This window comes from Streptomyces sp. NPDC020965, from assembly GCF_044333555.1.
In the GTDB taxonomy this organism is placed as follows: domain Bacteria; phylum Actinomycetota; class Actinomycetes; order Streptomycetales; family Streptomycetaceae; genus Streptomyces.
The window spans coordinates 164,215-181,756 of record NZ_JBIRRE010000003.1; the positions used below are offsets into that span (position 1 = coordinate 164,215).

The window sequence follows — 17,542 nt, forward strand, 5'->3', positions numbered from 1 at the left end:
TGAGAACGTAGGCTGCCCCTATGCCAATGAAGCGCTCGGGCGGCGGTCTGACCGGGACCCAACAAGCCGCCAAGTTCCTCGGTGTCAGCGTGCTCGCCGGAGCCGTACTGGCGGGTATCGCCCTGCCCGCAGCCGGGGTGCTGGGGCTCGCGGCCAAGGGGAGCGTCAAGGAATTCGACGAGATTCCGTCCAACCTCAAGCGGCCCCCGCTCAGCGAGGTCACCACCATCCTGGACTCCAAGGGCGGACTGATCGCCACGGTCTTCTCCCGTGACCGGACGGTGGTGAAGCTCCCGGAGATCTCCCCGCACATGCAGAAGGCGATCATCGCGATCGAGGACTCGCGCTTCTACGAGCACGGCGCGATCGACCTCAAGGGCGTGCTGCGCGCGCTCAACAAGAACGCGACGAGCGGCGGGGTGGCCCAGGGCGCGTCCACACTGACCCAGCAGTATGTGAAGAACGTCTTCGTGGAGGCGGCCGGCGACGACCCCGAGAAGGTCGCCGCGGCCACCCAGCAGACCCTCGGCCGCAAGATCCAGGAGCTGAAGTACGCGATCCAGGTCGAGGAGGAGCTGGGGAAGAAGAAGATCCTGGAGAACTACCTCAACATCACCTTCTTCGGCCAGCAGGCGTACGGCGTCGAGGCGGCGTCCAAGCGCTACTTCTCCAAGTCGGCCAAGGATCTGAAGCTGGAGGAGGCGGCCATGCTCGCCGGCCTCGTCCAGTCCCCCAGCCGGTACGACCCCGTCAATGACGCGGAGGAGGCCACCAAGCGCCGCAACATCGTCTTGCAGCGCATGGCCGAGGTCGGCGACATCACCCAGGCCCAGGCCGCCCAGGCCAAGGCGACCCCGCTCAACCTCAAGGTGAGCAGGCCGAAGAACGGTTGCATCACCGCCGTCAACGGCGCGGGCTTCTTCTGCGACTACGTCGAGAAGGTGTTCAAGCAGGATCCGATCTTCGGCAAGACGAAGGAGGAGCGGGCCACGGTCTGGAACCAGGGCGGCCTGACGATCAAGACGACGCTGGACCCGAAGGCGCAGGAATCGGCGCAGGAGTCGATGAAGAAGCACGTCTACCAGTCGGACAAGGTGGCCACCGCGGTGACCATGGTCCAGCCGGGGACGGGCAAGATCGTGGCGATGGGCCAGTCCCGTCCGTACGGGTTCGGCAAGAACGAGACCCAGATGAACTACTCGGCCGACTCCAAGATGGGCGGGTCGAACTACGGCTTCCCGGTCGGTTCGACCTTCAAGCCGTTCGTCGCGGCGGCGGCCATAGAGCGGGGCAAGCCGGCGTCACAGTCCTACTCGGCGCCGTTCAGCATGCAGTATCCGGACCGGATCTCGACCTGCAGCGGCAAGGACTGGCTGAACCGCGGCTTCAAGCTGGAGAACGAGAACGAGTCCGAGGTCGGCCCGTACGCGCTCCGTGAAGCCATGGAGAAGTCCGTCAACACGTACTTCGTCCAGATGGTGCAGGACATAGGGCTCTGCCCCGTCGAGGAGATGACGGACAAGCTCGGGCTGGTGCAGGGCAACGGCACCAAGCTCCCGGCCTCGCCCTCGGCGATGACGCTGGGGTCCGACGGCATGTCCCCGGTCGTGATGGCCAGCGCGTACGCGGCCTTCGCCAACCGGGGCACGTACTGCACGCCGACGGCCATCGAGTCGATCAGCAAGGACGGCAAGAGCCTGGCCGTGCCGAAGAGCAACTGCAAGCGGGCGATGACCGAGCGGACCGCGGACACCATCAACACGCTGCTGCGTGGTGTGGTCGACTCCGGTACGGGCAAGGAGGCCGGTCTGAAGAGCCGCGACAACGCGGGTAAGACCGGTACGACGGACGAGCGGCGGAACGCCTGGTTCGTCGGGTACACCCCGAACCTCTCCGGCGCCGTCTGGGTGGGCAGCCCCACGCAGCAGGTGAAGATGGAGGGCATCACCATCGGCGGCAGGTACCACGACAAGGTCTTCGGTGGTCAGGTGCCCGGACCGATCTGGCGGGACGCCATGTCGGGGGCGCTGGAGGGCGAGGACGCCCCGCCGTTCAGCACGGTGACGATCCCGGACGCGCCGAAGCCCGAGGAGGGTGGCTCCGACGGTGGCGGCGACGGGGACGGTGACGGCGAGGGGAACGGCGACGGTGAGGGCAACCGGGACCGGGACCGGGACCGCGATCGTGGCCGCGACCGCGACCAGGAGGACGGCAGGTCCGGCGACGACCGCGGCGGCCGGAGCAACGGCGGCAGCGATGAGCCGTGGCCCGGCATGTCGGTACCGGCCGATCTGCTCGGCGGCGCCGAGAGCGAGGGCCAGGAGAGCGACACCGGCCAGGACTGATCCCGTGGCGGAGAGCGGGGCCGTGCTCCCGTAGCGGACAGACGGAGGGGAGGGCCCGGGTCGTATGACCCGGGCCCTCCCCTCCGTACATGATCGGCCGCGATCCCGCAGGCGCCCGCGTACCGGTCCCGGGCTCGCGCCGTCCCGCTCTGGCCCGCCCGGTCAGCCGGCGAGGAGTCGCTTCACCGCCGCGGCCACCCGGCCACCCTCGGCCCGACCGGTGACCTGCGGGTTCACGATCTTCATCACGGCGCCCATGGCCCGCGGCCCCTCGGCGCCCCCGGCCCTGGCCTCCGCGACGGCCCGCGTCACGATCTGCTCCAGCTCGTCGTCCGAGAGCTGCTGCGGCAGATAGGTGTCGAGGAGGACACCCTCCGCCTTCTCCCGCTCGGCCTGCTCCGGCCGACCGCCCTGGGCGAAGGCGTCGGCGGCCTCACGGCGCTTCTTCGCCTCCCGGGCGATCACCTTCTGCACCTCGTCGTCGGAGAGCTCGCGGGCGGTCTTGCCCGAAACCTCTTCCTTGGTGATGGCCGAGAGGGTCAGTCGGAGCGTGGCCGAGCGCAGTTCGTCGCGCGCCCTGATCGCTGCGGTGAGGTCTTCCTTGAGCTTGGACTTGAGCGTGGTCATACGGGTCAGTGTGGCAGGTGGGGGAACGCCCGCGCGTGGGCATTTGTCGGGGTGGGGGCGGGTACGTCGGCGCGACGCGCTCCCGAGAGGCCCACCCACCCCCGTACGAAGATCAAAAAGACGGCCCACCCGCACGGGCGTACCGGCAGGTCTGCAACGATGGAAGTATGCGCGCACGCTATGGAGTACCCCTGGGAATCACGGCGGTCGGCGTTGCCGGCATCGCCTACGCCGCACTCGAAGCCCGCTCCTTCCGCCTTCGACGGCTGACGGTCCCGGTGCTCCCCAGAGGCATGGGTCCGCTGCGCGTCCTCCATGTCGCGGACATCCACATGGTCAGCGGTCAGCGCAAGAAGCGCGCCTGGCTCCAGTCCCTCGCCGGCCTGCGTCCGGACTTCGTGGTGAACACGGGGGACAACCTGTCCGACCCGGAGGGCGTGCCCGAGGTGCTGGACGCACTGGGCCCGCTGATGGAGTTCCCGGGCGTCTACGTCTTCGGCTCGAACGACTACTACGGCCCCACGCTCCGCAACCCCGCCCGGTACCTGCTGGAGAGGTCCCAGGGCCGCCACGGCCTGAACGGCAACGCCCCCGCCACCGGCGTGGTCCACAACCCGTGGCAGGACCTGCGCGACGCCTTCGACGCGGCGGGCTGGGTGGGCCTGAACAACACCCGGGGCCGGCTGAAGCTGGAGGGGTACGAGCTGGCCTTCACCGGCCTCGACGACCCGCACATCAAGCGCGACCGCTACGACGATGTCGCGGGCGGCCCGGAACAGGACGCCGACCTCTCCGTCGCGGTCGTCCACGCCCCGTACCTGCGCGCCCTGGACGCGTTCACGGCGGACGGCTACCCCCTGATCCTGGCGGGCCACACCCACGGCGGCCAGCTATGCGTCCCCTTCTACGGCGCGCTGGTGACCAACTGCGACCTGGACGCGGCCCGGGTGAAGGGCCTCTCGACCCACGAGTCGGCGGGAAACATCTCCCACCTCCACGTCTCCGCCGGCTGCGGCGCCAGCCGCTACACCCCCCTGCGCTTCGCCTGCCCGCCGGAGGCGACCTTGCTGACGCTCGTGGGGCGTGAGTGACCGGACGACGGACCGCCCCGGGCCGTGCCCGGGGCGGTGAAAACCGGATTTCGCCTGGGAGCGTGGGTGGGCTAAAGTAATCGATGTCGCCGCCACGGTGGCGACAATCGGGGTGTAGCGCAGCTTGGCAGCGCGCTTCGTTCGGGACGAAGAGGTCGTGGGTTCAAATCCCGCCACCCCGACAGTTAAATAGCAGATCAGGGCCGGTTTTCCTTCGGGGAGACCGGCCCTGATCCGTTGTGCGTGACTAACTGCGTGACTACCGTTTCGGGGGCGGTGGCGTGCCGAAGATCCCGTCCATGGCGACGGCCCCGGTCTGGATCACCGGGCGGATCTGCTTCCGGTAGACCTGCTCCGTGACGGCCGTGCTGGAGTGGCCGACGAGCCGGGAGATCTCTTCGAGCGGGATGCCCCGGTCCGACAAGATCGAGACGAAGGACGTACGGGTCTCCCGCGTCGTCCACTCATGGGGCTTGATCTCGATTCCGGGGAGCTGCGCGGCCCGCACGAGCACCTTCCGGAACTCACGCCGGACGTTCGCGGCATCCAGCTCCGTACCCACGGCCGAGGTGAAGACGAGCCCGTTCTCCTGCCACTGATCACCGGCCGCGACACGCTGCCAGCCCTGGCGCTCCCATTGGATCTTCAGCGCGTCGACGGCGCGGCCGGGCAGGGCAAGGGTGCGGCGTGACTTCCTCGTCTTGGTCTCCCCCGTGCTGCGGACCGAGCGCCATACTGCGACGTGCGGCGGGATCTCGGGAACGGCGTGCGGATCTCCCGCAAGGTCAACGTGGTCCCATCGAAGGGGCCGCATCTCCTCCGTACGGCCGCCGGTGAGCAGCGACACCACGAAGTACGCGTACAGCGGTGAGTCCTCGGCCGCGACGAGCACGGCTTCCGCTTGCTTGAGCGTCAGGGACTTGGAGGGCCGACCAGGACGCCCGGCAGGCACCGAGCACAGTTCCACGACGTTCCGCTTCACCTTGTCCCGGGCCATGCCGCGCTTCACCGAGCGGTTCAGACACGAGCGGATCGCTTCCAGGGAGCGCGTACTCAGCACCTTGGCCTTGTCCGCAAGCCACCTGTCGACGTCGTCGGCACTGAGATCGCGGAGCTTCCGGGCGCCCAGAGCCGGAATGACGTGGGTGTTGCACAGGATCGTGTTCGTTTCGACCGTGCCGGAATCCCGACCCGCGAGGCCGTACGCGAGCCAGTCCGTCACCGCGTCCTTGACCGTGTAGCCGGTCGGAGCGATGGCAAGGCCGTCCTCGTAGTCCCGGAGAATCTCCTTCAGCTTGGTCTTGGCCGCCGTCTTGGTTGTCCCGCTCGCCCGCTTCACGATCCGCTTGCCGCGCGGATCGAACCCGAGGCTTGCCGTGGCGATCCAACGCTGACGCTTGTCGTCCCAGTGCAGACCGCCGTCACCCCGGCTGCGTCGTTTCGGCATCAGGCAGCCCCCCTCAGCTCAACGGCGATGAAGTCACGGACTGACTGGACCGGGACACGGCGGGCACGCCCGACGCGGATGGAGGCCAGCCGATGGGTGCGGATCAGGTCGTAGACGGTGGTCCGGCCGAGCTTGAGCCGGGCCATCACCTCCGGAACGGTGAGCAGTTCATCCGCCATCGGCCGCCTCCTTGCCCGTCTGGAGTACGTCGGTGAGCCAGCGTTCGCCGTCGGTGAGGCCGGTTCCGGCGTAGTCCCAGCGGGAGAGGACGAGGGTGGTGTCGTCGTCGCCCCGGGTGATGGCGGTCTGGAGGCGTCGCCATTCGGCGCGGGCGCGGCGGAGGGTTCCGAGGGTGGTCGAGTAGCGGCGGGTCTTGGTGGAGAAGTGGCCTCGGAAGCCGAGCATGTGGGCCCAGGCGCGGAGCCGGAGGTGTTCGAGGTCGCGGCGGGCGCCGAGGTCCCAGCAGGTCTGGATCAGGCGGCGGGCGTGGGTGGTGAGGTCGGTGTGGGCGAGTTCGGCGAGGAATCGGACGCGGTGGTCGAGGGTGCCGGTGGCGGTCTCCGCGCCCTTGGTGGCGTACTTGGCGATGTAGCCGGCGACCGCCCGGTCGGTGAGTTCCGTGCCGGTGTCGAAGTCGGCGGAGCGGATGGTGCGTACGTCGAGCTGGCGACCGAAGGCGAAGGTGTGGGTCCGGCCGCCGAGGGTCGGCCCGGTGACGGTCGCGGCGCGGGCGGCGGCGTGGATCGCGTCGGTGAGGAGTTCGGCGGTGGCCCAGGCCGGGGGTGCGGTCTGGTCGGGGCCGTCGAGGCGGATGACGGTGTGGAAGTGGACGGCGCCGCGCCGCTGGTACTCGGCGACCTTGGCGAAGGAGACCCGGGCGTGGCGGCGGAGGGTGCGTTGGGTGAGCCCGGCGCGCTTGGCGATCTCGCGGCGGAGGTAGATGGAGAACCGGCGCCAGAGGGCTCCGGCGTGGGCGTTCCAGAGCACCGCGGATTCGTAGTCGTACGAGTCGGGGTCCAGTGGGGTGCCGAGGGCCGGATCGTCGGTGGGGTGGGTGGTGCCGCAGCGGCAGGCGGGGCGGCCGGTGGGTCGGTTGTGGACGGGGCCGAAGCCGGGGGCGGTGAAGGTGGCGAAGACGCGGGGATGGGTGGCGATGCTCTCCGGGGTGCCCTTGCCGCCGCGCAGGCCGGCGGTGATCAGGTGGTAGGTGTCGCGGCGGTAGGTCTCGGCGCAGGTGGCGCATCGGGTGGTGCGGCGGTTGTTGCAGCGGACGAGGAGGTGTCCGGCCGGGAGGTTGGCCGAGTCGAGGTGGTGGGCGGTGGGGCCGATCTCGCCGGCGCGGGTGTCGAGGTGGTGTTCCGTGCGGTGGCCGGTGAGGCGGATGGGGCGGAGGCAGCCGCCGAGGGTGCTGAGCTGACGCAGAAGGCCGGGGAGTTGGCCGTAGGTGGCGAGGCGGCGGAGTTCGGCGAGCGGCGGTGCGGTGGGGGCGGTGCGGGGGAAGATGGTGCTTCTCCTTGCTCTGGAGTATGTCGGGCGAGGGGGTTGGGGCCTGCCGGGGCGGTGGATGCTTGGCGGTATCGAGGCCGCCCCGGTGGGCCGCTCAGCGGCGGTCGGTGCCGTTGACGATGTCGACACCGGTGCGGGTGCCGGAGTCGATCGCGGGTCCGATGAAGGTCTCGTTGAGGTAGAAGCCGAAGAGCGCGACGACGGCGACGACCCAGAGGCGGACGCCGAGGAACTTGATCGCGGCCCAGGCGACGACGCCCAGGACCAGGACGAGCGGCAGGGAGACGTTCACGTACGGACTCCTGTCAGGTGAGTCGTGATCTGTTGGGCGAGCGGGAGCGGGACGCCGAGGCGGGCGCGGAGGGTGTCGGCGTCGATGGGGGCGCCGGTCCGGTCCTGGTGGGCGGTGGCGACCTTGCGGGCGTGGGCGAGGAGCGCGGCGGGGACAGGGCTCACGGCCGGTTCAGGCTCGGGCTCCGATTCGGGCTCGGGCTCAGTCGGCGCCTGTTTCGGTGCGTGGACCAGGAGGGTTCCGCCGAGGAAGGCGATGGCGGGCCAGCCGGCCACAAGGATGCGGAGCCAGTCCGGCACGTCGTCCAGGTCGAGGAGTCCGGCGGTCGCGACATTGGCGCCGAGCGAGGCGACCAGCGCGGTCAGGAACCAACACCAGCCGGACGCGGTGGCCTGCCCGGAGCGCAGCCGCCGCCAGGAGGCGACGAGCAGCAGATCGACGGAGACGGGGTAGGCCCATGCCTTCCATCCGGTCTGTCCGGCCGCTGCGGCCAGGTCGTGCAGGTGGGCGAAGGACAGGGCACCGGCGATCACGGCTTGGATCAGTACGGCGTCGATCCGGGCCAGGTGTCGGCGCATGGCGGAGCCCTCCTCTCGGAGCGGGAACACAGCAGGGATCAGGCGGGGGTGAAGGGCTTGAGCGCGGGCACGTTCGGGACCAGCGCGGCGGTGTCGCGGCAGATGGCGGCGTCAGCGAGGGAGAGGTACGGGGTGCGGATACGGGTCCAGCCCCCGGAGGTGTCCCCGGCGACGGCGAGGCCGGGCCGTTCCGGCGCGATCGAGCACGCGGCGGTCACGGCGTCCGGCGCGATGTCCCCGAGCGCCATCTTGGCCGAGGATTCGTCGTTGACCCGGTGGCAGACCCGGCCGGTGAGCTGGGCCCGGAGCATGGTCGCGCCCTTGCCCAGCTCCGCCCCGAAGCGCTGCCCGCAGATCTCCAGATAGATACCGGCCGCGCGACCGAGCTGGGCAAGGCGGATGAGATGGGTGACCATCTCGTCGCGTCGTTCCTCGTCCTTGCGGGTGGCGGTGAGGAACAGCTCCGCGACCTCGTCCACGAACAGCACGATCGGTACCGGCCGTTCGCTCCCCGGCAAGCCCCAGATGTCCGAGGTGATCTCCTCGTCCGGGGTGCCGGGTCCGATGCTCTGCCGGGCGCGGATCAGGTCGTACCGGTCCTCCATCTCTCGTACGAGTACGGGGAGGAGTTCGGCGGCCTCGTCCGGGTCGGTGGCCAGCGCGGACAGCCGGGGCGCGAACGGGGCCAGCTCGACGCCGCGCTTGCAGTCGATGCCGACCAGGGCGACGGGCTGCCGGGCGAGGCCGGTGAGCAGGTGGCGGAGGTACATCGACTTGCCGGACAGAGTCGCGCCCAGGACAAGTTGGTGGGGGATGGCGCGGTAGTCCCGTACGAACGGCAACGCGTCCTCCCGCAGCGCGACCGGCACCCGCAGGTCATCGGCCACGGGCTTGGGCATCCGCACTTCTTTGAGGACGTCGACGCCGACCAGCCGGAGTTCGACCACCCCCGGCTTGACCGGCGATATGTACACGCCGTGCACGCCCCAGGCGTGGCGGAGTCGTTCGGCGGAGGAGGCGAGATCGGCCGGTTGCTGGCCGGGCGCGAGGCGGAGCCGGAAGCGCAGTCCGGTGGCGGTGGGACGGACGATCCCGCGTCGCGGCGGGACGCGTCGGACCTGCCGTCGCGTGGTCGCCCGTACGGCTAACGCCCGCAGCCGGGAGGGGGCGACAGCCAGGCCGCAGGAGTCCATGACCGCCCCGTACGAGATCAGCACCCGGACGGTGGCGAGTGGCAGCCCGACGAGGGACCAGCGCAGGGCCGGGTACCGGGTGGCCGCCAGCACGAGGAGCAGTCCACCCAGCACCAGCACCACCAGCAGTTCCGCCATGTCAGGCCACCGCGCCGGAGATGACGGCGGCGGCCCGGTAGGCGACGCCGTGGCGCTGCTGCCCGTTGAACACCGACTCCCACGGGCGGGCGACCAGCCCCGGCAGCGAGACCGGCGCCCCCAGCATCAGGCCGTCGGTGACACCGCTCTCCGGGACGGTGACGTGGATGAGCGAGGACTCGCCCTCATCGATGTAGACGACGCCGACCTTCATCAACGCCTCACCGCTCACGGTGTCCTTGGCGATCTCGCCGGTCTGCCGGTCGCGGATCTTCGGCGCGGCGGCCTCGGTCAGTAGAACGGTGGCGGTGGACGTGTCGACTCGGATGGAACGCACGGGAGGTCTCCTCGGGATCAGCCCCCGAACCAGCTAACACCTAGTCGTCTAGACAAGATGCAACCGAAGTCGGAGGTCTTGCAGGAACGCGGCCCACTCTGACACAGATCTTGCCCACTCGTCTATACGAGTAAGCGTGTTTGTGTGTACGAGTGAGCCTGACCCGAGGGTGCGTCAGCATCCGGCGTACTCCCGGCAGTTAGTTGGCGGGGAGGTGGTAGTTGAGGATGTATGCGTCGGCAGCCATGACGGTGTCGCAGACCTCGACCGCGCGGCCCTTGGTGTCGAACGCGGTACGGATGAGATGGATGACGGGCACGCCTGAGGCGAGTTGGAGCGTCTTGACCTCCAGCGGCGACGGCATCCGGGCGCGGATCTCCTCCTCGAAGTGGTCGAGCGTGTGGCCGAGTTCTTCGAGTCGGCCGTAGATACCGCCGGGGCCCGGGTTGGGCTGGGCGATCGGGGTGTCACGGGCGATGTCCAGCGGCAGGTACGAGGTGGCGAACTCCACCGGCCGACCGTCCAGCAGATACCGGCGCCGACGAGCCAGCACCCGACGCGGCGCACCGAGTCGGGCGGAGACGTCGGTGGACGGCCGCTCCTCCTTGACCTCCAGGTTGTCCACCTCGGGACGGCTGCCCGCCGCGTCCGCCTCGACGATGAAGGCCGACTTTCCCTGTTCGCGGTGGCGCCGGGCGAACCGGTCCGACGCGAGACGGCGTACGGGCGGTCGCGGCCGGACGAAGACGCCCTTGCCGTGCTCGGACGAGACCAGTCCTTCGCTCTGGAGGATGGAGAGCGCATTGCGCACGGTCATCCGGGAGACGCTGAAATGCTCGACCAACTCCGATTCCGAGGGCAGCTTGGCACCCTCCGCGAAACGACCCTTGTCGATCGCTTCTCGCAGGTGGTCGGCGATCTGCCGGAAGACGGCGCGGTCACTGGTGGGGTCCAGCGAGCCGAGCAGGCCGGATGCAAGAGCGGCCATGTGTACTCCTTTGGATATCTAGACAAGAAGCTGAGTCGTGTTGCTACGGTGAAGAGCGTAGCCAGCCCTCCGGGACGAGGAATGCCGAACGTGACCATTGCCGAGCGCCCCCACTCCGTGAGCGTCGCCGGGGTGATCGTGGACGACCACGGTCGCGCCCTGCTGATCAAGCGACGCGACAACGGGCACTGGGAGCCGCCCGGCGGCGTGGTCGAGGCCGGTGAGACCCTCCCCGACGCCCTCCAGCGCGAAGTCCTGGAGGAGACCGGCATCAAGATCGAGCTTCCGGCGACCCTGACCGGTGTCTACAAGAACATGACGGGCCTGATCGTCTCGCTCGTCTTCCGCTGCCGCGCCATCGAGGGCCAGCCGACCACGGGCGACGAGACCAGGGCACTGCGCTGGGTCACGCGTGACGAGGCCGCCGAACTCGCCGACGAGGCGTACGCGATCCGCGTCCAGGACGCCCTGGACGCGCTCTCTCCGCCAGCCGTCCGGGCCCATGACGGCGTGAAACTCATCTAGCACACACCAACGGTCCATGGCCGCCCACCAGCACGAAGGAACTTGTATGCACGAGTATACGAGCAGGGTTCGGGTTTGGGGCCTGATCTGCCCCGGTCTCCGGGAAGAGATCGGCCGAGCGCGGCGATGGACCCGCGACATCCTCAGCGACCACCCGAGCGCGGACGACGCGGTCGTCATCGTGAGTGAGCTGGGCACGAACGCTCTCCTGCACACGGCCAGCGGCCAGGAGGACGGCATCTTCCATGTCGCTCTCGCGCTCTCCGACCATGTGATCGTGGTGTCCGTCACCGACGCCGGGAAGAGCTGCACCGCCCCCGAGGTCACCTCCGCCGACGCGGCGGCGGTCCATGGCCGGGGCCTGGAGATGGTCAGCACCCTCGCCCACAAGGTCGCCATCCGGGACAACGGCCACGGGCACACCGTCACCGCGGAACTCCTCACCGACGCCCGGGGGCACCGGTGGTGAGGCCCGGCAGGCTGCCCATGCCCCTCCCGCGGTACTGGTGCGAAGCCACCGCCCACCCAAGTGCGGAGGAGGTCCGGGTCCATCTGCTCGGTTCCCGTACGACCAACACGTCGCGCCTCGCACTGCGGTGGCTTCGCGACCGCGCCCAGGACATCACCGACCAGATGGACGAGCCGTACGCGGAACAGGGCCGTCAGTGGCTGACCGACGAAGCGGAACACGAACGCGCGTTACGCACCCTCACGCAGGGCCAGTTGTACGAACTCACGCTCCATGACGACGCCACCCGCTACGTACTCTCCGCCCGCCGCACCGGATGCACCCGATGACCGCCCCCATAGTCAGTCCCGGCTACTGGTGCGAATGCCGGACCCGGAACACCACGACCGGCGACGCCCCGCTACTGATCGCCTCCATCGACGTCGAGACCGCCACCCAGGCGGTCCGCTGGATCAGAATCGCCTTACGCGCACTCATCCCCACGCTCGACGCCGAAGCCTTCGACACGGCATGGGACTGGCTCTCCCTGGAATACCGCAGCACCGTCCAAGCCCTCACGGCCGGCGAACCACGCACCTTCACCATCACCCAGGCCCAGACCGCCATCCAATGGACCGTCCGCCCGGTCCACTTCCTCAAACTGGCCACCCGCCAAGGCATCAACCTCCCACCCTGCGCCGAGCAGTACAACCAGCCCCCACAGCAACCCGAGTAACAACTTTCCCTACGCCTTCAAGGCGCCGCGCAAGCGCGGCGCGCGCCGCAGCCCCCGGCTGCGGGCCTGCCTCTGTCTTCGCCCGGCTGCCCCCAGCCGGGCGGCGGCGCACCGAGCGCGGACACCGACCGTCAGAGAAAGGCAGGTGGGGGCTGGGGCGTTCGGCTCCACGGCTTTACGCAGCCACCATGGGGCGAGCCTCGAAGATCGGGGGCCCACTTCGGGCTATTGCGGGCAGGTCCAGTGACTGCCCGAGTCGCGGAAGCTTACGGGCCCCCGACCTCTCGCCCCATGGCAGCTCCCGCCCAAAGCCGCTCCACCGACCTATCGATCACCGCATTGCAAGTCGCTGCTTGGCTATGTGATAAGCCCAGGCATGCGTAGCGACTTTCTTCTCCACGCCGAAGTGCTTCCCTGTCGCCGCGTCCAATACGCGATGGTATTCCTCGGTGAGATCCCACGAAGCTGCGGAAAAGTCGGAGTCCGGCCAACCGTAAAGAAGTCGAAGTTCGAACTTCACTCCAGCGAGAAATTCCAATTCTTCCCGTGACTTCATCTCGGTTGAGACTCCCTGTGCGTGTAGCCATTCCTTGAGGTCTTCCGGGGCGCGGACCCACTTGCTGCCAGAGTCTCGCAGTTCTGCGTAATCGACCCATGACCAGAACGCTTCAGCATCGGCTATGTCGGGCGCTTGCTTGTGGTGTGGGTCGCAGAGTAGTGCAAAGTTGCGAACATCCATCGAGCCGCCCAGTGAGGTAGGCACCACATGCGCACGCTCGGCGGGGACGCCCCAGCACACCAGGCATGACGCCTCACTCATGCCGAGGTAGTCAGCGATTGCCTGTCTTGATGGGGGCGTCTTCCGGCCAGTTGGGTTACTCTCGCGAGTGCGAAGGGGAAGCAGTTCCACGTCATACCAAAATCCCTTGTCGCCCTCAGGGTAAGAAAACTGGAGCTGGTCGGGCACCAAGTTGATCTGCTTTTCTGGATTTCGAGCCTCGTAAAGTGGTGTAGTGAGTTCCGTTAGGTGCGGCATGATTATTTCGGGCAGGAAATGTCGAATCATTTCCCATGAGTCGCGATCGTACCCTCCTTCGCTGTTTCTGTGTCCCTGCACCCTGAAGAGGAGTCGTCTCGGCGCCCCCGGCCTACTCTTCTGAGCTAGGTGTAGGACTTGCACAATCCTTTGAGCGCAACGTTCGAAATTCTCGTACACGGCCATGTCGTGGTAAAGTATGATGGGCTTGAGTGGGGAAGTTCGCCTGGTCTGGTCCTTACGGCTCTTGCGCTTCTTCTTGGGCAAACTTGCCTCCTGAGTGTGACTGCACGGGCCTCACTCAGGATGATGCCAGTCACCACTGACACTGACTCAGATCACTTGAGACAGCTATCGTTGACTCGCCTCAAGCACAATGCGGCATCAGCCGCTGCGAGCTCCCCGGGCAAGGGGCGTGACAAGTGACGGAGCGGTACAGCAGCGCGGTACCGCAACCCCAGTAACCGCATCCGTCCGTCAGCATCCCTCTGGGCCTCGGCGCGCCAGGTATGACCGTCGCTGACCGATCCCGCTAGAGCTACGGATCAGAAGGTGGTCGTGCCAGACCGACCGGCGAACCATGGTCAACGACGGATCGTAAGGATTGCTGATTCCCAAGCTCATGCCCACGTGATCCTTGCCCCAGCCCTGAGATGCTGGTCGGCTGGGCGCATGGCCACCGACCCAAGCGAGTACGACAAGTCCATGCCGATCGTTGCGGCACACCTCGCGAAGGTCGAGCGGGCGGTCGATGGCGTCCGCACCTCACATACCGGACGGCCGTACACGGAAGTGCACCAGGCACTGGTTGCAGCTCTACAAGCCGAAGACACCCAACGTGTCGTGCCCCAGGTCATCGAGAGATACGTGTGGCAGATCTCCGAGCAGCCGAAGAGCTGATGAAGCGGCAGCGGTGAGTGTCTAACTGCGTGACAACGCCGACGCACAGCAGCGGACGAGCATGAACTTCTGCGGACCATAAGCGCAGGTGAGAGCCGCACCAGCCCAAGGCAGCGTCCCCACCCGAGTTGCTTCGGGACGAAGAGGTCGTGGGTTCAAATCCCGCCACCCCGACAGCTGAAACACCAGGTCAGGGGCCTGATCCGCGAGAGCGGGTCAGGCCCCTGACTCGTTTGCTGGGTCTCTTGGGAGCCGTTTGGGAGCCGAGTCCAGAAAACCGGCTCCCGAAAGGACTCGCCCCGACTGTCAGTGCCTCCGGCTAGCTTCGACCCCGACAGGTTCCCTCGACCATGAGTGGTGAGGCAGACATGGCAGACGGTGTGGCCGAGGGCGGCGTAGACCCTCGCAAGGTGTTTGTGATCCACGGGCGCAACAGACTCGCCCGCAAAGCGCTCTTCGATTTCCTGCGGGCGCTTGGCCTCGATCCAATCGAGTGGTCGGAAGCCGTCCAGATGACTGGCAAAGGCTCGCCCTACGTCGGGGAGGTTCTCGACACAGTCTTCGCGAGCGCCCAAGCGGTCGTGGTCCTCCAGACGCCGGACGATGTCGCTTACCTGCATGAGAGCCTGGCACGTCCAGGCGACCCGGAGTGCAGTCCTCAGATGCAGCCCCGCCCAAACGTGCTCTTTGAAGCAGGCATGGCCATGGGTCGCCACCCAGATCGCACGATCATCGTGGAACTCGGGCAGGTGAAGGTATTCAGCGACATTCATGGTCGCCACGTCGTGCGACTCAACAACAGCCTTAAGAAGCGCCAAGAGCTCGCGACCCGACTCCAGACCGCAGGTTGTGCCACGAGAATGAGCAGGACAGACTGGCACGATGCTGGAGACCTGACCCCGCCTGCCCCGCCAGGCGGCGGGCTGCCGATGGGCCGCAAGCAGCCGTCATCGCAGACTTCGGGTATGCCGCGACTGAACGCTCGGTACATCGACCATGGGCGCGGCAAGATCGACGAGGTAGAGATCACCAACCACGGTCCGGGCGACGTGTACGACCTTGAAGTGGATGCGGATGCCGAGGTTGGGCTCGTCACGCGAAACGCTGATGAGTTCCCCGTACCGAAGCTACCCGCAGGCAAGTCCGTACGTGTAGGGCGCGTGTCATCGGACACTATGGCGTCTCGCTCAAACTCGTACTTCCACATCACGATCACCGCCAAGACCGCCGACGGGACACCGATCGCGCTCAACGAGTTCGTGAGCGGGACCTGACATGGACATCCAGTTGACCTTGCCTCTGGACCACGACGGGTTCCTCCGCCGGGAATGCCCGCACTGCATAAGCCAGTTCAAGTGGCACCACGGCCCAGCGAACGAGGAAGCCGAAGGGCAGCCCGTTCCGGCGTCCTACTACTGCCCTCTGTGCGGGCAGCCGGCAGGGATGGACTCCTGGTGGACTCAGGGACAGCTCGAATACGCCCAAGGCACGATTGCTCCTGGGGCAGTACGAGAGATCGGGCAGGGGCTGCAGGACGCCTTCAAAGGCTCCAGCAGCAAGCACATGAGATTTGATCTCAAAGACAGCATCGACACACCGGACGTACCGGCTTCTCTCACCGAGCCCGACGACATGGTCATCGTTGCGTCCCCTTGCCACTCGTACGAGCCAGTAAAGGTGCCCGAAAACGTGTCGGGCCCGTATCACTGCCTCGTATGTGGTCAAGTCTTCGCCGTATGAACTCAGATGATCGAAGCAGCAGCCATACGGAGGGAGCACCTGGGCCCCACACAATGATCGCGTGGGGCCCAGGTGCCGTACCTCAACCAGGCTTCATCAGGCTATGGACGCCTTGCGCACATGGAGGAGACCGTCAAGTACGGGCACGGGTGACGCGGGGTGCATCGCCAGCCGGGCGTCGAGTGCCGCCTCCCACTGCTCGGTGAGGCCAGCCATGAGGCGTCGGCGCATGCCCGGGGTGACGTGGGCATAGCGGGCCGAGACGGAGCCGTCGATGTGGCCCATGCGCTCGTCCATGAGGACCTTCTCGGTGCCGAGGTCCTCCATCATCGTCCGGTGGGTGTGGCGGAGGCCGTGGGGTGTGAGGCCCTTGGCGATCGGCAGCCAGCAGGCGTCGGCCCGGGTGGTGGCGCCGCGTCCCCGTGCCGGGACGCCGGGCCACGGCTCGCCGAGCAGAGGAACGGGCCGGGCCTCCTGCGGGGCCTTCTTCGGGTACCAGCCGGAGACCGCAGGGGTGAACAGCCAGGTCGCAAAACCGTTTCTGCGCCAGTGGGCAGCAGGTGCCGGCACCGCGCCGCCCCGAACGAACCCGAGGTCCGCGACAGCCTTCTCCACCCGTGCCCGCGTGGCTTCGGTGACACGGTCGGGGTGGTTGAGGACGTTGGAGACCGTCCCCGTGGAGACCCCGGCGAGACGGGCAACGTCGACGAGCTTCGCTCCCTGGTGGCCACCGGTGCGGGCCGCTCCCTGGCCACAGAAGACATACGTCCGTCCGTGGCAGGGGCAGGGCGTCGGCTTCGTACGGGCGATGTGGTTGAGGACCAGGGCCGACAGCCAGTCCATCGAGTCGATGGTGCGGTAGCTGTCGTCCTTGGGCGGGCAGCGGACCAGCTCGCCGGTGTCCAGCTCGTACAGCTGCCACTCGACGCGGAACGCGTGCGGCCGGACGAACTCCGTTTCCAGGCCGGCGATCTCGCCCCAGCGCTTGCCCGTGTAGCCCTTGAGGATCACGGCGACGAACTCGTCGTCGCGACCGGACAGCAGGGCGGCACGCTCGGCGGCCAGCAGGATGCCGAGTGCGTCGGTGACGACCTTCTCCGGGCCGCGGTCCCGGGACCGGCCGGCGCGCTTGCCGCGCCCTCGCCGCCGGGCGGCCGGGTTGGAGGTGATCAGCCCTTCGTCGATCGCGTCCTCGAAGATCAGGTGGAGCGTCGAACGCCATGTCTTCACGCTGGAGGCCGCGTACACGGCCCGCTCCTTCTTCTCCCACAGCTCGACGTCCGTGCGAAGGACACCGCTCAGTGCCTTGTCCTCAAAGTCGGGGAGCAGGTGCTCCTCGATGTGACGCTTGTAGTTCTGCATCGTCGATGCCGCCAGGTCCTGGGCGGCGTACCAACGGCCCGCGTACTCGCCGAAGGTCTCCAGGCCGAGCGCCGGGTCACGCCAGTCGCCGCGCCGGTACTTGTTCTCGGCCTCGCTCGCGGCGCGCTGGGCTTCGCCCTTGGTCGCGAACTTGATCGTCTTGCCGTTCTCGTCGACGACCGTGAGGTGTCTGCCGGGCTCGGTCTTGTACCGGCCGCGCCAGTAGTTTCCGCGCTTCTCCGCGAAACCCACG

The 17,542-nt window shown here is 67.8% G+C and carries 20 protein-coding genes and 1 tRNA gene; 10 read left to right on the forward strand and 11 right to left on the reverse strand.

Annotated elements, in window-relative coordinates; genetic code table 11:
- Positions 1 to 20 precede the first annotated feature (20 nt).
- Positions 21 to 2,345 carry a transglycosylase domain-containing protein gene (locus tag ACH4S7_RS11120; protein ID WP_398520856.1) on the forward strand — a complete coding sequence of 775 codons (2,325 nt, stop codon included), beginning with the start codon at positions 21 to 23 and terminating at the stop codon, positions 2,343 to 2,345.
- A 162-nt stretch (positions 2,346 to 2,507) separates the two neighbouring features.
- Here the strand turns inward: ACH4S7_RS11120 and ACH4S7_RS11125 are convergent, their stop codons facing one another.
- Positions 2,508 to 2,972: a GatB/YqeY domain-containing protein gene (locus tag ACH4S7_RS11125; protein WP_398520857.1), complete on the reverse strand. Its 465-nt coding sequence runs from the start codon at positions 2,970 to 2,972 to the stop codon at positions 2,508 to 2,510.
- Between the two features lie 167 nt (positions 2,973 to 3,139).
- Between ACH4S7_RS11125 and ACH4S7_RS11130 the strand changes: the two genes are divergently transcribed.
- Both ACH4S7_RS11130 and ACH4S7_RS11135 read left to right on the forward strand, forming a co-directional pair.
- Positions 3,140 to 4,063: a metallophosphoesterase gene (locus ACH4S7_RS11130; protein WP_398520858.1), complete on the forward strand. Its 924-nt coding sequence runs from the start codon at positions 3,140 to 3,142 to the stop codon at positions 4,061 to 4,063.
- A 108-nt stretch (positions 4,064 to 4,171) separates the two neighbouring features.
- A tRNA-Pro gene (locus tag ACH4S7_RS11135) sits at positions 4,172 to 4,245 on the forward strand.
- 77 nt (positions 4,246 to 4,322) lie between these two features.
- Here ACH4S7_RS11135 and xerC read toward each other — a convergent pair.
- The 8 genes from xerC to ACH4S7_RS11175 form a co-directional block, all read right to left on the reverse strand.
- Complete coding sequence (gene xerC, locus ACH4S7_RS11140) at positions 4,323 to 5,510, reverse strand: tyrosine recombinase XerC (protein ID WP_398520859.1); 1,188 nt, start codon at positions 5,508 to 5,510, stop codon at positions 4,323 to 4,325.
- Positions 5,510 to 5,689 carry a helix-turn-helix domain-containing protein gene (locus ACH4S7_RS11145; protein WP_398520860.1) on the reverse strand — a complete coding sequence of 60 codons (180 nt, stop codon included), beginning with the start codon at positions 5,687 to 5,689 and terminating at the stop codon, positions 5,510 to 5,512. The genes xerC and ACH4S7_RS11145 overlap by 1 nt, the downstream gene beginning before the upstream one ends.
- On the reverse strand, positions 5,679 to 6,932 hold the full coding sequence (locus ACH4S7_RS11150) for a replication initiator (RefSeq protein WP_398521351.1): 1,254 nt from the start codon (positions 6,930 to 6,932) through the stop codon (positions 5,679 to 5,681). Before ACH4S7_RS11150 ends, ACH4S7_RS11145 begins: the two co-directional genes overlap by 11 nt.
- Before the next feature lie 178 nt (positions 6,933 to 7,110).
- Positions 7,111 to 7,308 carry a hypothetical protein gene (locus ACH4S7_RS11155; RefSeq protein ID WP_398520861.1) on the reverse strand — a complete coding sequence of 66 codons (198 nt, stop codon included), beginning with the start codon at positions 7,306 to 7,308 and terminating at the stop codon, positions 7,111 to 7,113.
- Positions 7,305 to 7,886: a DUF2637 domain-containing protein gene (locus ACH4S7_RS11160; protein WP_398520862.1), complete on the reverse strand. Its 582-nt coding sequence runs from the start codon at positions 7,884 to 7,886 to the stop codon at positions 7,305 to 7,307. The genes ACH4S7_RS11155 and ACH4S7_RS11160 overlap by 4 nt, the downstream gene beginning before the upstream one ends.
- 38 nt (positions 7,887 to 7,924) lie before the next feature.
- Positions 7,925 to 9,217 carry an FtsK/SpoIIIE domain-containing protein gene (locus ACH4S7_RS11165; protein ID WP_398520863.1) on the reverse strand — a complete coding sequence of 431 codons (1,293 nt, stop codon included), beginning with the start codon at positions 9,215 to 9,217 and terminating at the stop codon, positions 7,925 to 7,927.
- A 1-nt stretch (position 9,218) separates the two neighbouring features.
- Positions 9,219 to 9,554 (reverse strand): hypothetical protein, encoded by a 336-nt coding sequence (locus ACH4S7_RS11170; RefSeq protein WP_398520864.1) that lies wholly within the window; start codon positions 9,552 to 9,554, stop codon positions 9,219 to 9,221.
- Between the two features lie 199 nt (positions 9,555 to 9,753).
- Complete coding sequence (locus tag ACH4S7_RS11175; RefSeq protein ID WP_398520865.1) at positions 9,754 to 10,542, reverse strand: GntR family transcriptional regulator; 789 nt, start codon at positions 10,540 to 10,542, stop codon at positions 9,754 to 9,756.
- A 117-nt stretch (positions 10,543 to 10,659) separates the two neighbouring features.
- Between ACH4S7_RS11175 and ACH4S7_RS11180 the strand changes: the two genes are divergently transcribed.
- Genes ACH4S7_RS11180 through ACH4S7_RS11195 form a run of 4 tightly spaced genes read left to right on the forward strand, consistent with a single transcriptional unit; the run spans position 10,660 to position 12,251 of the window.
- Positions 10,660 to 11,067 carry an NUDIX hydrolase gene (locus tag ACH4S7_RS11180; protein ID WP_398521352.1) on the forward strand — a complete coding sequence of 136 codons (408 nt, stop codon included), beginning with the start codon at positions 10,660 to 10,662 and terminating at the stop codon, positions 11,065 to 11,067.
- 46 nt (positions 11,068 to 11,113) lie between these two features.
- Positions 11,114 to 11,536: an ATP-binding protein gene (locus ACH4S7_RS11185; protein ID WP_398520866.1), complete on the forward strand. Its 423-nt coding sequence runs from the start codon at positions 11,114 to 11,116 to the stop codon at positions 11,534 to 11,536.
- 17 nt (positions 11,537 to 11,553) lie between these two features.
- Entirely contained in the window at positions 11,554 to 11,865 is a 312-nt protein-coding gene (locus ACH4S7_RS11190) for a hypothetical protein (protein ID WP_398520867.1), read from the forward strand.
- Positions 11,862 to 12,251 carry a hypothetical protein gene (locus tag ACH4S7_RS11195; protein WP_398520868.1) on the forward strand — a complete coding sequence of 130 codons (390 nt, stop codon included), beginning with the start codon at positions 11,862 to 11,864 and terminating at the stop codon, positions 12,249 to 12,251. The genes ACH4S7_RS11190 and ACH4S7_RS11195 overlap by 4 nt, the downstream gene beginning before the upstream one ends.
- Positions 12,252 to 12,582: 331 nt before the next feature.
- Here the strand turns inward: ACH4S7_RS11195 and ACH4S7_RS11200 are convergent, their stop codons facing one another.
- On the reverse strand, positions 12,583 to 13,317 hold the full coding sequence (locus ACH4S7_RS11200; RefSeq protein ID WP_398520869.1) for an HNH endonuclease signature motif containing protein: 735 nt from the start codon (positions 13,315 to 13,317) through the stop codon (positions 12,583 to 12,585).
- A gap of 642 nt (positions 13,318 to 13,959) precedes the next feature.
- On the opposite strand from ACH4S7_RS11200, the gene ACH4S7_RS11205 reads away from it, so the two are divergent.
- The 3 genes from ACH4S7_RS11205 to ACH4S7_RS11215 all read left to right on the forward strand — a co-directional run bounded on the left by ACH4S7_RS11205 (position 13,960) and on the right by ACH4S7_RS11215 (position 15,927).
- Positions 13,960 to 14,187 carry a hypothetical protein gene (locus tag ACH4S7_RS11205; RefSeq protein ID WP_398520870.1) on the forward strand — a complete coding sequence of 76 codons (228 nt, stop codon included), beginning with the start codon at positions 13,960 to 13,962 and terminating at the stop codon, positions 14,185 to 14,187.
- A gap of 368 nt (positions 14,188 to 14,555) precedes the next feature.
- Positions 14,556 to 15,461: a TIR domain-containing protein gene (locus ACH4S7_RS11210; protein ID WP_398520871.1), complete on the forward strand. Its 906-nt coding sequence runs from the start codon at positions 14,556 to 14,558 to the stop codon at positions 15,459 to 15,461.
- Between the two features lies 1 nt (position 15,462).
- Complete coding sequence (locus tag ACH4S7_RS11215; RefSeq protein ID WP_398520872.1) at positions 15,463 to 15,927, forward strand: hypothetical protein; 465 nt, start codon at positions 15,463 to 15,465, stop codon at positions 15,925 to 15,927.
- A gap of 96 nt (positions 15,928 to 16,023) precedes the next feature.
- Here the strand turns inward: ACH4S7_RS11215 and ACH4S7_RS11220 are convergent, their stop codons facing one another.
- On the reverse strand, positions 16,024 to 17,541 hold the full coding sequence (locus ACH4S7_RS11220; RefSeq protein ID WP_398520873.1) for a LacI family DNA-binding transcriptional regulator: 1,518 nt from the start codon (positions 17,539 to 17,541) through the stop codon (positions 16,024 to 16,026).
- Position 17,542 lies beyond the last annotated feature (1 nt).

Bases quoted from the DNA above. Each gene is read 5' to 3' on its own strand.
- ACH4S7_RS11120 (WP_398520856.1), top strand. From the start codon at position 21: ATGCCAATGAAGCGCTCGGGCGGCGGTCTGACCGGGACCCAACAAGCC.
- ACH4S7_RS11125 (WP_398520857.1), bottom strand. From the start codon at position 2,972: ATGACCACGCTCAAGTCCAAGCTCAAGGAAGACCTCACCGCAGCGATC.
- ACH4S7_RS11130 (WP_398520858.1), top strand. From the start codon at position 3,140: ATGCGCGCACGCTATGGAGTACCCCTGGGAATCACGGCGGTCGGCGTT.
- xerC (WP_398520859.1), bottom strand. From the start codon at position 5,510: ATGCCGAAACGACGCAGCCGGGGTGACGGCGGTCTGCACTGGGACGAC.
- ACH4S7_RS11145 (WP_398520860.1), bottom strand. From the start codon at position 5,689: ATGGCGGATGAACTGCTCACCGTTCCGGAGGTGATGGCCCGGCTCAAG.
- ACH4S7_RS11160 (WP_398520862.1), bottom strand. From the start codon at position 7,886: ATGCGCCGACACCTGGCCCGGATCGACGCCGTACTGATCCAAGCCGTG.
- ACH4S7_RS11165 (WP_398520863.1), bottom strand. From the start codon at position 9,217: ATGGCGGAACTGCTGGTGGTGCTGGTGCTGGGTGGACTGCTCCTCGTG.
- ACH4S7_RS11175 (WP_398520865.1), bottom strand. From the start codon at position 10,542: ATGGCCGCTCTTGCATCCGGCCTGCTCGGCTCGCTGGACCCCACCAGT.
- ACH4S7_RS11185 (WP_398520866.1), top strand. From the start codon at position 11,114: ATGCACGAGTATACGAGCAGGGTTCGGGTTTGGGGCCTGATCTGCCCC.
- ACH4S7_RS11190 (WP_398520867.1), top strand. From the start codon at position 11,554: ATGCCCCTCCCGCGGTACTGGTGCGAAGCCACCGCCCACCCAAGTGCG.
- ACH4S7_RS11195 (WP_398520868.1), top strand. From the start codon at position 11,862: ATGACCGCCCCCATAGTCAGTCCCGGCTACTGGTGCGAATGCCGGACC.
- ACH4S7_RS11200 (WP_398520869.1), bottom strand. From the start codon at position 13,317: ATGATTCGACATTTCCTGCCCGAAATAATCATGCCGCACCTAACGGAA.
- ACH4S7_RS11205 (WP_398520870.1), top strand. From the start codon at position 13,960: ATGGCCACCGACCCAAGCGAGTACGACAAGTCCATGCCGATCGTTGCG.
- ACH4S7_RS11210 (WP_398520871.1), top strand. From the start codon at position 14,556: ATGGCAGACGGTGTGGCCGAGGGCGGCGTAGACCCTCGCAAGGTGTTT.
- ACH4S7_RS11215 (WP_398520872.1), top strand. From the start codon at position 15,463: ATGGACATCCAGTTGACCTTGCCTCTGGACCACGACGGGTTCCTCCGC.